This window comes from Trabulsiella odontotermitis, assembly GCF_001188485.1.
GTDB lineage: Bacteria > Pseudomonadota > Gammaproteobacteria > Enterobacterales > Enterobacteriaceae > Trabulsiella > Trabulsiella odontotermitis_A.
On the sequence record NZ_JNGH01000121.1, the window covers coordinates 1 to 14,437 of the forward strand.

Consider the following 14,437-nt stretch of genomic DNA (forward strand, 5'->3'; position numbering starts at 1 on the left):
CGCCGGGCTCGCGGCCGCCGCACGACGCGGCGCGTTGATTAAAGGCGGCGCGGCGCTGGAACAGCTGGGCCGCATCCGCCATGTGGCATTTGATAAAACCGGCACGCTGACGGTGGGTAAACCGCGCGTTACCGCGATTGTCACGACCGATGGCATTGCTGAAAACGATCTGCTGGCGTTGGCCGCCGCCGTTGAACAGGGCTCCAGCCATCCGCTGGCGCAGGCAATTGTCCAGGAAGNNGCAGACGGTGGTGCTCGTCTCCCGCGACAGCGCACTTCTCGGCATTCTGGCGATGCGCGATACGCTGCGCGACGATGCCCGTGAGGCGGTGGCTGCACTGCATCAGCTTGGCGTCCAGGGTGTGATTTTAACCGGCGACAACCCGCGCGCGGCGGCAGCGATTGCCGGTGAGCTGGGGCTCGATTTCCGTGCCGGACTGTTGCCTGCCGATAAAGTCACGGCGGGGGCGCGACGGCATTAACGACGCGCCAGCGATGAAAGCCTCAACCATTGGCATTGCGATGGGCAGCGGCACCGACGTAGCGCTGGAAACCGCCGACGCCGCGCTCACCCATAACCGCCTGACCGGGCTGGCGCAGATGATAAGCCTCGCCCGCGCCACCCACGCCAATATCCGTCAGAACATCGCGATCGCGCTGGGTCTGAAGGCGATTTTCCTCGTCACAACATTATTGGGGATCACCGGGCTATGGCTGGCGGTGCTGGCGGATACCGGCGCGACGGTACTGGTGACCGCTAACGCATTGCGGTTATTACGACAGAAAGCGTAACGTCCGTTAATGGCCTTTGCGCAGCAGATAACGATACGGCAACGCGTCGGTCTGCTGCGCTACCAGTTCGTGCTCCATAAAACGACAAAAACCGGGGATATCGCGGGTGGTGGCCGGATCGTCGGCAATAACCAACAGCGTTTCGCCGATCTGCATCGTACGCACGGTTTTACGCACCATCATCACAGGTTCAGGACAGCGGAGCCCTTGCGCATCAAGCGTGTGGTCAGGGCGGGAGAACGAATCGGTCATTATTATCTCACGTGGTAAAAAACGGCACTAGTTTACGCCGCCGCTTTCCTGATGCAAGTCAGGTTAACGATTGCGTGAAAATTAGCCATTGATCCCCGCAAAGAACGCAGTACAATCCTGCCTCGAAATATATTGGGTTCCCTCACCCCAACGACTAAAAAGGTTAACAATGAGAACGTTTTCTTTAATGCAGCGCAAAAACGCGCTGATCTGGCTTTCGCTATTTCATCTGCTGGTGATTACCTCCAGTAACTATCTGGTGCAGTTGCCGATCACCATTTTCGGTTTTCATACCACCTGGGGCGCGTTCAGCTTTCCTTTCATCTTTCTTGCCACCGATTTAACCGTGCGCATTTTCGGCGCGCCGCTGGCCAGACGCATTATTTTTGCGGTGATGGTGCCCGCGCTGCTGATTTCCTATGTGGTGTCGGCGCTGTTTTATATGGGCGAATGGCAGGGATTTGCCGCCCTCGGCAACTTCAACCTGTTCGTGGCACGTATCGCGGCGGCCAGCTTTATGGCTTACGCGCTGGGGCAAATTCTTGACGTCCACGTCTTTAACCGACTGCGCCAGAGCCGCCACTGGTGGCTGGCACCGACCGCCTCTACGCTGTTCGGCAACATCAGCGATACGCTCGCGTTCTTCTTCATCGCCTTCTGGCGCAGCCCGGACCCGTTTATGGCCACGCACTGGGTGGAAATCGCCCTCGTCGACTACAGCTTCAAGGTGCTTATCAGCATAATTTTCTTCCTGCCGATGTACGGCGTTCTGCTGAATATGCTGTTGAAAAGGCTGGCAGATAAATCTGATTTGTCACCATTGCAGGCAGGGTAAAATTTCGCGTGTGCGGTTGTGATAAGATATCTGAATGAGCCATTAATGGCCGTTTATCGAAAGGAAGATGTCAATGCGCAATTTGGTTAAGTATGTCGGTATTGGCCTGCTGGTAATGGGGCTTGCGGCCTGTGATAACAGCGACACGAAAGCGCCTGCTCAGGGGGCGAATGCTGAAAGCAACGCGTCCGGTCAGCCGGTCAGCCTGCTGGACGGCAAACTCACTTTTTCTCTGCCAGCAGATATGACCGACCAGAGCGGCAAGCTGGGGACGCAAGCCAACAATATGCACGTCTACTCTGATGCTACCGGGCAGAAAGCGGTCATCGTCATTGTGGGCGACGACACGAAAGAAGAGTTGTCCATGCTGGCGAAGCGTCTGGAAGAACAGCAACGCAACCGCGATCCGCAGCTTCAGGTCGTGACCAACAAATCCATCGAACTGAAAGGCCACACGCTGCAGCAGCTCGACAGCATTATTTCTGCCAAAGGGCAAACGGCTTACTCTTCCGTGGTGCTGGGTAAAGTTGACGGCAAACTGCTGACCATGCAGGTCACGCTGCCTGCCGACAACCAGCAGCAGGCGCAGACCGCAGCGGAAAACATCATCAACACCCTCGTCATCCAGTAATTAACGCGATGACGATGCGGCCTCCGGTTCAGTGACCGGGGGCCGTTTTTTTAACCGCCAGACCAACAACAGCGCCACGATCACCAGTCCTGCCGCCGCCAGATAAATCATCGATACGCCCGCCCAGGCCATCAACAGCCCGGCCAGCGGTCCGGTTATCCCCAACGACATATCCATAAACACCGTGTAGGTCGCCAGCGCCGATCCCTGATTTTGCTGCGGCACCGCTTTCACTGCCACCACGCCAAGCGCCGGGAAAACCAGCGAAAAGCCTGCGCCTGCGAGGAACGTACCGATTTTCGCCACCAGCGACGACTCCGCTACGCCCACCAGCAGCAGGCCAACAATTTCAATCGCGAAGCAGATCATCGCCACGTTCAGCCCGCCAAGACGGTTGATACCGTTGGGGAACAGCAGCCGCGTCCCGACGAACGCCGCGCTGAAAAAGGTCAGCGCCCAGGCCGCGCCGTCCCAGCCTTTGGCGTCATAAAACAGGGTGATAAAGGTGGCGATCACGCCAAAACCGGTGGTGGCGAGCGCCAGCGCCATGCCGTACAGCCACACGCGACCAAGCACGGCGCGAAACGACATCGGTTTACCCTTGCTCGCTTTCACCGCTTCACGCGGCAGGGCACACAGAATCGCCACCAGCGCCACGGCGATAATGGTCAACGCCAGCCCGTGCAAACCGCCGTACTGATAGCAAATCACGCCGAGCGGCGCACCCATCGCCATCGCGCCGTAAGTAACAATACCGTTCCACGAAATCACCCGTCCGATATGCAGCGACCCGACCATGCCGACGCCCCACAGCGTGGAGCCAGTACCGGCAAAGCTCTGACCGACGCCCAGAATCAGCCGCCCGACGCATAACAACATCAGGCTGAGGATTGGCCAGCCGCTGCCGAACGCGGCCAGCAGGTAGCTGACGCCGCTCAGAAAGCAGCCGCACAAACCAAACACCACCACTTTTTTCGGCCCGAGGAGATCGGCATAGCGCCCCGCATGCGGGCGGCTGAGCAGCGTGGCGAAATACTGAATGCTGATCACCAGCCCCGCCCAGAAAGCGCTGAACCCCATCACGTCATGAACGTAACCGGGCAGCACCGCCAGCGGCAGGCCGATGGTGAGGTAGCTGGCAAAATTGAAAATCGCAACAGAGACGATGCGTAAGTTGAGGCGCAAGCCAGTCAGCTCTTGCCCCGCGACGGGCTCAGGCATAGCGTTACCCAGATTCTTACAACGGTGTTTCATTATTGCATGAGAAAACGCGTTTTCGCACCGATTTTCAGACAGTAAGCCCGCAATGAGCCGCTACACTTAATGGCGACAACCGTAAAGGACTCTGCCATGACTTCCACTGTTCCCGATAAAGCGGGATTACACATCTTGCTCAAACTGGCTTCGCTTGTCGTTATTCTTGCAGGCATTCACGCCGCCGCCGATATCATCGTTCAACTACTGATGGCGCTGTTTTTCGCCATTATCCTCAACCCGCTGGTGAGGTGGTTTATCCGCCGCGGCCTGTCGCGCCCGGTAGCGATTACTATTGTGGTGCTGGTGATGCTGTGCGTTCTCACCGCGCTGGTGGGGGTGCTGGCGGCCTCCATCAATGAATTCGTTGCGATGATGCCGAAGTACAACAAGGAGCTGACCCGTAAGCTGATTGATATTCAGGAAACGCTGCCCTTCCTGCACCTGCGCATGTCGCCCGAACGGCTGCTGCAGCGCATCGATTCTGACAAAATGATGGCCTTCGCCACCACCATGATGGCCGGGCTGTCCGGGGCGATGGCCAGCATTTTGCTGTTGATGATGACCGTGGTGTTTATGCTGTTCGAAGTGCGCCACGTGCCCTACAAACTGCGTTTTGCCCTCGCGCAGCCGCAGATCCACATCGCCGGGTTGCACCGGGCACTGAAAGGGGTATCGCATTATCTGGCGCTGAAAACGCTGCTCAGCCTGTGGACAGGGGCGATTGTCTGGCTGGGACTGGCGCTGCTGGATATCCAGTTCGCGCTGATGTGGGGCGTACTGGCGTTTCTGCTTAACTACGTGCCAAATATCGGCGCGGTGCTTTCCGCCATCCCGCCGATGATTCAGGCATTTTTATTCAACGGTTATTACGAGTGTCTGATGGTGGGGGCGCTGTTCTTTGCCGTGCATATGGTGCTGGGAAATATCGTCGAGCCGCGCATGATGGGGCACCGGTTGGGCATGTCGACGCTGGTGGTGTTCCTGTCATTGCTGATCTGGGGCTGGCTGTTAGGACCGGTCGGCATGTTGCTGTCGGTACCGCTCACCAGCGTATGTAAAATCTGGATGGAGACCACCACCGGCGGCAGCAAAATGGCGATCCTGCTCGGGCCGGGGCGGCCGAAAAGCCGTCTGCCCGGCTAGCGGCGTTTTGGCGGGGTGAAAATCATCATCACCCCGGCCACAATCACCACCACGCCGAGCAGCGCGCGCCAGGAAAACGGCTCGTGCCAGCCGGGCAGCGCGATGGCCGCGCACCAGACCAGAATATAGCTGAAGCTCAGCAGCGCATAAGCGCGAAAAAGCGGCAGACGATGGAGTGCGAAATACCAGCACACCATTGAGGCCAGATACCCGAGCAGCCCGACGAAAAGCGGCAGCGTTCCGGGTGCCGCGTGCAGCAGATGCTGCAGAAACAGCTCCGGCGAGGCCGCCGGGGGAAGCAGCAACATCGCATGGCGCAGCGTCAGCTGCGCCGCGCTGACCCGCACCACGCTCAGTAACGCCCAGATAATGCCCATCAGNGCGCTGACCAGCACCACGCTCAGTAACGCCCAGATAATGCCCATCAGACGCTACTCCCCAGAATCGCAATGCCGACAATAATCAACGCAACGCCCGTCCAGTGGCGAAACGCCACCGGCTCACGCCAGAGCAAACGTGCCGCCAGCGTCACCCAGACAAAATTGAGGCTCAGCATCGGATAGGCGATGCCGACGGGAACGCGCTGCAGCACCAGCAGCCACAGCAGCATGCCGCCGCCGAGCATCAGCAGCGCCAGCCCCAGCCAGAGCGCAATATGCCGCCCGCGCGACCCGCTTTTCGACGGGTGCGTGGCCTGTTTCTGGCACAGCTGACCGAGGCAACTCAGCAAACTCGCCAGCACCAGGCAGATCCAGGCCGTCATTGCGGCAGATACTGTATAAAGGCCATCCGCCCCATGATGTACACATTATCGGGCTTCGGCAGCGGCAGTTCGGCGATGGTTTGCCCCCTCTCCAGTTTCAGCACCAGCGAAACCGGCCCCTGCTGGCGGTGCTGTTCCAGCCAGGCGCTGAAGCCGGATTTGTCGATAAAACGGGATTTTCCTTCCGGATACGACAGACCATACTCCAGTTCGCCGCGCATGCCCATCATGATGATATCGTTACGCTTAAGCTGCCACGCCAGCCCGGCCGCGACGCCGACCTCGTTAGTCAGCACGTAGCGGCTGGGCGTCAGCGATTCATTGACGATGTCGATCAGAAACTGCGGCTGTTTGCCGTCGATTACCCGATCCGGAATGGCAAAACCGACCAGCAGCGCCAGCCCGAGCGGGCAGCAGGCTGCCAGTGCCCAGCGCTGTACGCCATCCTTGATCGCCAGCCAGCCCATCAGCGCCCAGACGCCAAACGCAATGGCGGCGAGCAGGCATTTATACAGTTCGATTGGCGTCCACACCGGGTGTGTGAGCACACCCCACGGCGACACCACCAGCACCGCCACCAGGCCAGTTAACCCGAACGCGATGTTAATGCCGCCGTTGACCTTCAGCGCCCGGCTGCCGCGAACGACCGCGTCCTGCGCGTAGCGCGCCATCAGCATCGCCAGCGGCGCAAAACACGGCAGAATATAGGTTGGCAGTTTGCCTTTTGCGATGCTGAAAAACAGCAGCGGCATCACCACCCAGCCGAGCAGATAAAACTCCGCGCGAACGCCGTTTTTATCCTGCCAGCCGCGTTTCAGCGCACCGGGCAGCAGCGCCACCCACGGCAGGCTGCCGGCAATCAGGAACGGAAGGTAATACCAGAACGGCGCTTTGTGCTGGGCGTCGCTCTTCGCGAAACGCTGAATATGCTCAACCCAGAAGAAATAGCGCCAGAAATCCGGCTCGCGCTGGGCAATCGCCAGTCCCCAGGGCAGGACGGTGAGAATACAGACCAGCACCGCCAGCCAGCCGTATGTCAGCACCTCGCGCCAGCGTTTTTGTACAATCACNTCAGCCAGAGGGTGATCATCGGGTCGAGCACCGCGTAAGTGCCGATGCCGTACACCAGCAACGCGGTGAGAAAAATCACCGCCGACAGCACGGCGATTTTCTTGTCCTGCCACAGCGTCCACGCCAGCCACGCCACCAGCAGCGCGGTCAGGGTGATGGAAAACACCGAACCAACGCGCACCGCGAAATTGGTATCGCCGAACAGCCACTGGCCGATAGAATTAATCCAGTAGCCGGCAATGGGTTTTTCGAAATAGCGCAGCCCTAACAGGTGCGGCACCACCCAATCGCCGGAGGCAAGCATTTCGCGGCTGACCTCGGCATAGCGGGTTTCGTCCGGCTGCCACAGCAGACGGCAATGAGGCNGCCATAGCGCAGTGATTTCATAAACCGGGATCCCGTAAATGTTCACACCCAAGCCAGCCTTCCCGGCCCGCAATCTCTCCACGCACAATCTCGCCCACCGGCAGCGCACTGAAGCTGTCCGGTAACATCTGACTGAGCGGGCAAAAGGCGATCCCTTCCTGTTTCGCTTGCGCAAGCAGGTCCGCAAACTGCGGCGCGCCAATAATCCCTTCCACTTCCGCGTGGATGGTGTAGACCGGCACGCCGTTATCCTGATGAATACAATCCAGAATATAGCGGTTGAATTCATCAGCGCTGACCGTGCTGCCCACCACTTCGTCCCATGTCGGCAGCGTCACCGGGATCTGTACCGTTCCCGTTCCGCCGTTGTCGAGCCGGGGCAAAAACGGCTGCGTGCCGCGACAGTCGCTGTTGTAGAGGAAACCGAACGCGTCTTTCGCTTTCACCACGCGCTGGTCAGCACGCCAGCCCGCCACCGCCGAACAGGTCACCGGACGATCGATGATCGCTTCCAGCGCCTGCAGGCCACGGGCGATTTCCACCTCCATGCGCGGCTGCGACCAGACGCCGCTCCACATCTGCCAGGCATGATGATCCCAGGCATGCAGCCCAATCTCATGCTCCTTCGCCGCATCACAAATAATGCGCGCATTGCCGATGCCGATACTGCGTCCGGGCCAGGCGGTGCCTGCCAGTAAAATATCCCAGCCATAGAGCGATGCCGCGCGCGAACGCAGCATCTTCCAGAGAAATTTTGGCTTCAACAGGCGCCAGAGATGGCGCCCCATGTTGTCCGGTCCCACACTGAAAAAGAAGCTTGCGCGAATGTCGTGCTGCCGCAGCAGCGTCAACAGGCGGGGAACCCCTTCGCGGGTACCGCGAAAGGTGTCCACATCGATGCGTAAGCCGACTTTCTTCATGAGGCTTTTTCGTCCGTCAGTTCGACGGTGCGCAGGAAGAAGTCCAGCGTTTCGTCGACGGTTTTTTCCATTCCGACCACCGGCTCCCAGTTCAGGCAGCGCTTCGCGTTGCGGATGCTCGGCTTGCGGTGCTCCACGTCCTGGTATCCTTTGCCGTAATAGTTGCTGCTTTCCACTTCGCGGAAACCGGCGAACGGTGGGAAGCGGTCGCGCAGCGGGTGGCGTTCAAAGCTTTCCAGCAGCATCTCCGCCAGTTCTTTGATGCTCGCTTCGTTGTCCGGGTTGCCGATGTTAATAATCTGCCCGTCGCAACGCCCCTCTTTATTTTCGATGATGCGGAACAGCGCTTCAATGCCGTCGCTGATGTCCGTAAAGCAGCGTTTCTGCTTGCCGCCTTCGATCAGTTTGATCGGCGAGCCTTCCACCAGGTTGAGGATCAGCTGCGTAATGGCGCGGGAGCTGCCGATGCGCGCGGCGTTCAGGTTGTCGAGACGCGGCCCCATCCAGTTAAACGGACGGAACAGGGTAAACTTCAGGCCATGTTTGTCGCCGTATGCCCAGATCACCCGGTCAAGCAGCTGTTTGGAGACGGAATAAATCCAGCGCTGTTTGTTGATCGGCCCGACCACCAGGTTCGAGGTGTCTTCATCGAAATGTTTATCGGTACACATACCGTACACTTCTGAGGTCGACGGGAAAATGATGCGCTTGTTGTACTTCACGCAGTCGCGGATAATTTTCAGGTTCTCTTCGAAATCCAGTTCGAATACGCGCAGCGGGTTGCGGGTATATTCGATGGGCGTGGCGATGGCCACCAGCGGCAGCACTACGTCGCATTTCTTGATGTGATACTCAATCCACTCGGAGTGAATGCTGATGTCGCCTTCAACGAAGTGGAAACGCGGGCAGTCGAGGAAACGGCTGATGGCGTCAGAGCCGATATCCAGACCGTAAATTTCGTAGTTGTCATCCGCCAGCAGGCGCTCGGTCAGATGGTTGCCGATAAACCCGTTCACGCCGAGGATCAGTACCCGCGTGCGGCGCTTGATGGCCACCACCGGTTTACTGCTCAGCAGCGCGCCCGCCACCAGGCCCAGCGCCTGCGCCAGCTGGCCGCCCTGCATGTAGACGCCATGATCGGCCTGCCCGGTGACAATCTCCAGCGCGCCATCGCGACAGGCGACAATCAACGGCGCGACCGACAGTACGGTGCCCGGCTTCGCGTTACGCATGTCGGTATGCAGACGGGATTTCCAGACGATAAATTTGTTGGCGCCGGCATAGCCAAACGCCCCCGGCCACGGATCGGAGACCGCACGCACCAGGTTGTGCAGTTCTGCCGCAGGTTTGTCCCAGTCCAGACGCCCGTCTTCCGGCGTGCGGCGACCCACGTACGTCGCCTGGCTTTCATCCTGCGCCGTCTCGGTAAAATACCCTTCGCGAATCGCCGGCAAGACTTCACGCAGCAGCGAGGTTGCCGCTTCGCGCAGCTTGTGGTGCAGTGTCAGCGCGACGTCCGCGTCATCAATTGCTACGCGATGTTGAGCGAGAATGGTGCCCGCGTCGGCACGCGCAATCATGCGGTGCAGCGTCACGCCGGTCTCTTTTTCACCGTTGACCAGCACCCAGTTCAGCGGCGCGCGGCCACGGTATTTTGGCAGCAGTGAACCATGCAGATTAAACGCCCCCAGACGGGCCGCTGACAGGATCTCGTTGCATAGCAGGTTGCGGTAGTAGAATGAGAACATCACGTCCGGATTCATGGCGCGGATACGTTCGATCCACAGCGGATGGTTCACGTCATCCGGCGCATAGACCTGAATGCCCTGCTCGGCGGCGATACGCGCCACGGAGCCGAAAAAGTGATTTTCGTTGGCGTTATCAGGATGGGTAAAAATAGCCTCGATATCGTATCCGGCGTCCAGAAGCGCCTGAATACCCGCACAACCCATATCGTGATAAGCGAATACAACTGCTTTCATGAACGATCTTCCTCTTGAGATACCGTCTCGCCCTGACGGACGACGCGTTGAATAAAGTAACGGGGACGAGCACGCACATCGTTGTAGATACGCCCGATGTACTCACCCAGCAGGCCCATTCCTACAAACTGGGCGCCTATAAACATGAACAGTACGGCGAAGAGCATGAACACCCCTTCCGCCGCCCATTGCGGACCTAACGCCAGGCGCAGCACGATCAGCGCGATGGAGAACGCAAACCCCAGCAGCGCAATGACGCTGCCGAAAACGCTCAGCAAGCGCAGCGGCGTGGTGGTCAGGCAGGTCACCAGGTCGTACATCAGGTTAATCAGCCGCATAAAGCTGTATTTGGAATCGCCAAACTCGCGCTCGGCATGCAGCACCGGGATCTCCACGGCGCGGCGGGCGAAGGTGTTCGCCAGAATCGGAATAAACGTGCTGCGCTCGTGGCAGTTGAGCATCGCGTCAATGATGTGGCGGCGGTAGGCGCGCAACATGCAGCCGTAGTCACCCATCGCTTTGCCGGTGGTGCGCTGGATCAGGCGGTTAATCATCTTCGACGCGGTTTTGCGAAAAAACGAATCCTGGCGGTTCTGACGCACGGTACCGACCACGTCATAGCCTTCGTCGGCTTTTTCCACCAGGCGCGGGATCTCTTCCGGCGGGTTTTGCAGATCGGCATCAAGCGTAATAATCAGATCGCCGGTGACGTGGCTGAAGCCCGCCATGATCGCCGAATGCTGGCCGTAGTTGCGGTTGAGCAGCACGGCGACGATGTGGCTGCCTTCTGCTCGTTAAAAACAGGAATAACCACCGACACTTTCTGGACGGGGGGATAGCTAAACATATCAATGCCCTGCAAGCTGATGGAGTGCGGCAATGACGCGGGTTGTGTCGTCATGAGTCATATCCGGGAAAAGAGGAATTGAGCAGATGCGGGCGCTGTTCCACTCGGTGTTCGGCAGTGAAAGGTCGGGGAAGCGTTCGCGGTAGTACTTTTGCGTGTGCGCCGCACGGAAATGCAGCCCGGTGCCAATCCCGTTGGCTTTCAGCTGTTCCATCAGCGCGTCGCGGCTCAGACCGCAGCGCGTTTCATCCACGCGGATGATGAAAAGGTGCCAGGCGTGCAGGTGGTTCCATTCAGGAACGGCCAGTGGCTGGAAGGGCGTGTCCGCCCTATTTCGTGGCGGCGCTGATTGGCCTGCCCGAGTTTCCCCAGTTGCACCAGCGCCAGCGCGGCGTTGATGTCAGCAAGATTGTATTTATAGCCTGGTGAAATCACCTCTGCCTGCGGCGCGCGGCCGTGGGTCTGGCGGTCGTAAGCATCAACGCCGAGACCGTGAAATTTCAGGCTGCGAATGCGCGCAGCCAGCTGGTCGTCGTCGGTGACCACCAGGCCGCCTTCCGCGCTGGTCATGTTTTTGATCGCGTGGAAGGAGAAAATCGCCGTGCCCTGCCAGCCAACGTGACGGTTTTTGTAGTAGGTTCCGGCAGCGTGAGCGGCGTCTTCAATCACCGGAATACCGTGGCGGTCGGCAACGGGNCAACCGCGTCCGCGGTAATCATAAGGTTGTCGCGATCGACATCGATCATCACCGGTGTCGCGCCGAGCAGCACGATCATATTCAGCGTCGAGACCCAGGTTTGCGACGGGGTGATCACCTCATCGCCCGGCCCGATGCCCAGCGCCATCAACGTGACGTGCATGCCACCCGTTGCCGAACTTACCGCGATGGCATGTCGGTTTCCCGTCAGCGCACAAAACGCCTCTTCAAGCGCCTGATTTTTCGGCCCGGTGGTGATCCACCCGGACTGCAACACCTCTTTGAGTGCGGCAAATTCCGCTTCTCCCATTGAGGGGCGCGAGAATGGCAAAAAATCACTCATCTTTATTCCTTACCTGTAAAGGGTACGGGGTTTCTGGTTTAACCGATCACGCCATCGTGCGCCTGATAAGTTAAACAAAATGAAAATGGAAACGACGCCGATGCGGTATTTAATCAACGAAACATCAACTAGCGTGAAATATAAAGGCGTAAGATTAGGACAAGCTTAAGAAAAGCGACGTGCAACTTATAAATTTTTATAATTTATTAAAATACAGTGAGTTACTCGAAATAAAAGATTAAGAAAAGAATAAAAACATCGCGGTTTACACGAGCAGGATCACAATATTAAACGGCCATTAAACGATCCTGTTTTTTATTGAACTTTTTAGATTTGTTGCCATCGCGAGGAAAAACAAGAATATATTCGCTTTATGTCAGTTTTATTTCGTTGACGTTGAAATATCGCCACACTCTTTCCTGAGGAGGAGCACGAGAATAATTTGCGTTAAAAAAGAATGCCTATCTACTCCTGCTTTGATCCAGATTACGTCAAAAGTATGATGAATTATTAAAATCATCATACTTTGAACCCTGTTTTCGCAGAGGCGAATCCATTGTCTACTCTACGCTCACTCCTTCTGGCGCTGCTGGCCTGCACGTCGTTGCTGGCAAACGCTGCCGCGCCTGATGAACTGACCACCGCCTGGCCGGTCAACGTCGGGCCGCTCAATCCGCATCTTTATACCCCAAACCAGATGTTTGCTCAGAGCATGGTGTATGAACCACTGGTGAAATATCAGGCGGACGGCAGTGTGAAACCCTGGCTGGCGAAAAGCTGGACCCACTCAGACGACGGCAAAACCTGGATCTTTACGCTGCGCGATGATGTGAGTTTCTCCAACGGCGAACCGTTTAACGCCGACGCCGCCGTCGCCAACTTTACGGCGATCCTGGCGAATCGCCCGCGACACGCCTGGCTGGAACTGACCAATCAGATTGTTGATGTTAAAGCCCTGAGCCCACAGCAGCTGCAAATCACCCTGAAAAGCGCCTACTACCCTTTCCTGCAAGAACTCGCCCTGCCTCGCCCCTTCCGTTTTATTGCCCCGTCGCAATTCAACGCGGGCGGTACGGTGTCTGGCATCAAGGCACCGATCGGTACCGGGCCGTGGGTGTTAAAAGCGTCGCGGATGAATCAGTACGACGTGTTTGTACGTAACGACAATTACTGGGGCGAGAAGCCCGCTATTCGCCAGATCACCCTCAAGGTGATCCCGGACCCTACCAGCCGTGCAGTGGCGTTTGAAGCGGGCGAAGTAGATTTGCTGTACGGCGACGAAGGGCTGCTGCCGCTCGATACCTTTGAGCGCTTCCGCCATCAGCCGGAGTATCACACCGCGCTGTCACCTTCGATGGAAACCATCCTGCTGGCGCTGAACTCCGCAAAAGGGCCAACGCGTGAGCTGGCCGTGCGTGAAGCGCTGAACTATGCCGTCGACAAAAAAACGCTGATCGACAGCGCGCTGTACGGCACGCAAAAGGTCGCAGATACCCTGTTTTCTCCGTCAGTGCCCTACGCCAACCTTCCGCTGAAACCGCGCCAGTACGATCCGAAAAAAGCCGTTGAACTGCTGGAGCAGGCGGGCTGGATGCTGCCTGCCGGAAAAACCATCCGCCAGAAAGACGGCCAGCCGCTGACCATAGAACTGGCCTTTATGGGCACCGATGCGCTCAGCAAATCGATGGCGGAAATCATTCAGGCAAACCTGCGTCAGGTGGGCGTCGACGTGACGATGGCGGGTGAAGAAGAGAGCAGTATTGATGCCCGCCAGCGCGATGGCCGCTTCGGCATGATTTTTAGCCGCACCTGGGGCGCACCGTACGATCCGCACGCCTATTTAAGTTCGATGCGCGTGCCGTCGCATGCTGATTTCCAGGCACAGCAGGGGCTGCCGGACAAGAAACTTATCGACAGCGAGATCGGCGAAATCCTTACCACCACCGACGAAACCCGCCGTCAGCAGCTCTACCGTGATGTGCTGACACGTCTGCACAACGAGGCAGTGTATTTGCCGATAAGCTATGCCTCGCTGATGTCCGTGTCGCGTCCGGCGCTCGGCAAGATCCCGTTTTTGCCTGTCGCCAGCGAGATCCCGTTTGAGCAGATCCACCCGGTAACGCCATGATGCTACGATTTATGCTGCGCCGCGTGCTGCTGCTCATCCCGATACTCCTCGCCGCGTCAGCGATTATCTTTTTGCTGCTGCGACTGGGAACGGGTGACCCGGCGCTGGACTACTTGCGGCTGTCGAACCTGCCGCCGACGCCGGAGATGATCGCCTCGACACGAGAGCTGCTCGGCCTGAATAAAGCATTACCGGTACAGTATGTCGACTGGCTGTGGCGCGCGCTGCACCTTGATTTTGGCGTTTCTTACGCGTCGCAGCGCCCGGTGCTTGATGACCTGCTGCATTTCCTGCCTGCCACGCTGCAACTGACTGGCGCGGCGCTGCTGCTGATTCTGTGCACCTCCGTGCCGCTCGGCATTCTGGCGGCGCGCCATCGCGACCGCCTGCCAGACTTCGCCGTTCGTCTC

The 14,437-nt window shown here is 58.2% G+C and carries 11 protein-coding genes and 5 pseudogenes; 7 read left to right on the forward strand and 9 right to left on the reverse strand.

Features of this window, described 5'->3' with window-relative positions; translation table 11 throughout:
- Positions 1–112 precede the first annotated feature (112 nt).
- Together GM30_RS28095 and GM30_RS28100 are read left to right on the forward strand one after the other, a co-directional pair.
- A pseudogene (locus tag GM30_RS28095) lies at positions 113–482 on the forward strand (HAD family hydrolase).
- A gap of 13 nt (positions 483–495) precedes the next feature.
- On the forward strand, positions 496–792 hold the full coding sequence (locus tag GM30_RS28100; protein ID WP_420802284.1) for a hypothetical protein: 297 nt from the start codon (positions 496–498) through the stop codon (positions 790–792).
- Positions 793–798: 6 nt separating this feature from the next.
- Here GM30_RS28100 and tusA read toward each other — a convergent pair whose 3' ends face one another.
- Positions 799–1,044, reverse strand: a complete 246-nt coding sequence (gene tusA, locus GM30_RS21945; protein WP_049850322.1) for a sulfurtransferase TusA — start codon at positions 1,042–1,044, stop codon at positions 799–801.
- A gap of 169 nt (positions 1,045–1,213) precedes the next feature.
- On the opposite strand from tusA, the gene GM30_RS21950 reads away from it, so the two are divergent.
- Positions 1,214–1,879, forward strand: a complete 666-nt coding sequence (locus GM30_RS21950) for a 7-cyano-7-deazaguanine/7-aminomethyl-7-deazaguanine transporter (RefSeq protein WP_049850323.1) — start codon at positions 1,214–1,216, stop codon at positions 1,877–1,879.
- Positions 1,880–1,952: 73 nt separating this feature from the next.
- Positions 1,953–2,510 carry a DcrB family lipoprotein gene (locus tag GM30_RS21955; protein WP_049850324.1) on the forward strand — a complete coding sequence of 186 codons (558 nt, stop codon included), beginning with the start codon at positions 1,953–1,955 and terminating at the stop codon, positions 2,508–2,510.
- Here GM30_RS21955 and GM30_RS21960 read toward each other — a convergent pair whose 3' ends face one another.
- Positions 2,511–3,731, reverse strand: coding sequence for an MFS transporter (locus GM30_RS21960; RefSeq protein WP_049850325.1), 1,221 nt, complete (start codon positions 3,729–3,731; stop codon positions 2,511–2,513).
- 129 nt (positions 3,732–3,860) lie between these two features.
- On the opposite strand from GM30_RS21960, the gene GM30_RS21965 reads away from it, so the two are divergent.
- The gene (locus GM30_RS21965; RefSeq protein ID WP_049850326.1) at positions 3,861–4,910 is read left to right on the forward strand and encodes an AI-2E family transporter; all 1,050 of its coding nucleotides are present in this window, start codon (positions 3,861–3,863) and stop codon (positions 4,908–4,910) included.
- Here GM30_RS21965 and arnF read toward each other — a convergent pair.
- The 7 genes and pseudogenes from arnF to GM30_RS22000 all read right to left on the reverse strand — a co-directional run bounded on the left by arnF (position 4,907) and on the right by GM30_RS22000 (position 11,899).
- Positions 4,907–5,287, reverse strand: a complete 381-nt coding sequence (gene arnF, locus GM30_RS21970) for a 4-amino-4-deoxy-L-arabinose-phosphoundecaprenol flippase subunit ArnF (protein ID WP_049850331.1) — start codon at positions 5,285–5,287, stop codon at positions 4,907–4,909. The genes GM30_RS21965 and arnF overlap by 4 nt on opposite strands.
- Positions 5,288–5,334: 47 nt before the next feature.
- Positions 5,335–5,673, reverse strand: coding sequence for a 4-amino-4-deoxy-L-arabinose-phosphoundecaprenol flippase subunit ArnE (gene arnE, locus GM30_RS21975; RefSeq protein WP_049850327.1), 339 nt, complete (start codon positions 5,671–5,673; stop codon positions 5,335–5,337).
- A pseudogene (locus GM30_RS21980) lies at positions 5,670–7,156 on the reverse strand (4-amino-4-deoxy-L-arabinose lipid A transferase). Before GM30_RS21980 ends, arnE begins: the two are co-directional and overlap by 4 nt.
- Positions 7,128–8,030 (reverse strand): 4-deoxy-4-formamido-L-arabinose-phosphoundecaprenol deformylase, encoded by a 903-nt coding sequence (gene arnD / locus GM30_RS21985; protein WP_049850328.1) that lies wholly within the window; start codon positions 8,028–8,030, stop codon positions 7,128–7,130. Before arnD ends, GM30_RS21980 begins: the two are co-directional and overlap by 29 nt.
- Positions 8,027–10,012, reverse strand: coding sequence for a bifunctional UDP-4-amino-4-deoxy-L-arabinose formyltransferase/UDP-glucuronic acid oxidase ArnA (gene arnA, locus GM30_RS21990; RefSeq protein ID WP_049850329.1), 1,986 nt, complete (start codon positions 10,010–10,012; stop codon positions 8,027–8,029). The genes arnD and arnA overlap by 4 nt, the downstream gene beginning before the upstream one ends.
- Positions 10,009–10,859 (reverse strand): annotated as a pseudogene (arnC, locus tag GM30_RS21995) (undecaprenyl-phosphate 4-deoxy-4-formamido-L-arabinose transferase). Before arnC ends, arnA begins: the two are co-directional and overlap by 4 nt.
- 1 nt (position 10,860) lies before the next feature.
- Positions 10,861–11,899, reverse strand: a pseudogene (locus tag GM30_RS22000) (UDP-4-amino-4-deoxy-L-arabinose aminotransferase).
- A 556-nt stretch (positions 11,900–12,455) separates the two neighbouring features.
- Between GM30_RS22000 and nikA the strand changes: the two are divergent.
- Together nikA and GM30_RS22010 are read left to right on the forward strand one after the other, a co-directional pair.
- Positions 12,456–14,027, forward strand: coding sequence for a nickel ABC transporter substrate-binding protein (nikA, locus tag GM30_RS22005; protein ID WP_049850330.1), 1,572 nt, complete (start codon positions 12,456–12,458; stop codon positions 14,025–14,027).
- Positions 14,027–14,437 (forward strand): annotated as a pseudogene (locus GM30_RS22010) (nickel ABC transporter permease subunit NikB); the annotation flags it as partial. The gene nikA and the pseudogene GM30_RS22010, both read left to right, overlap by 1 nt.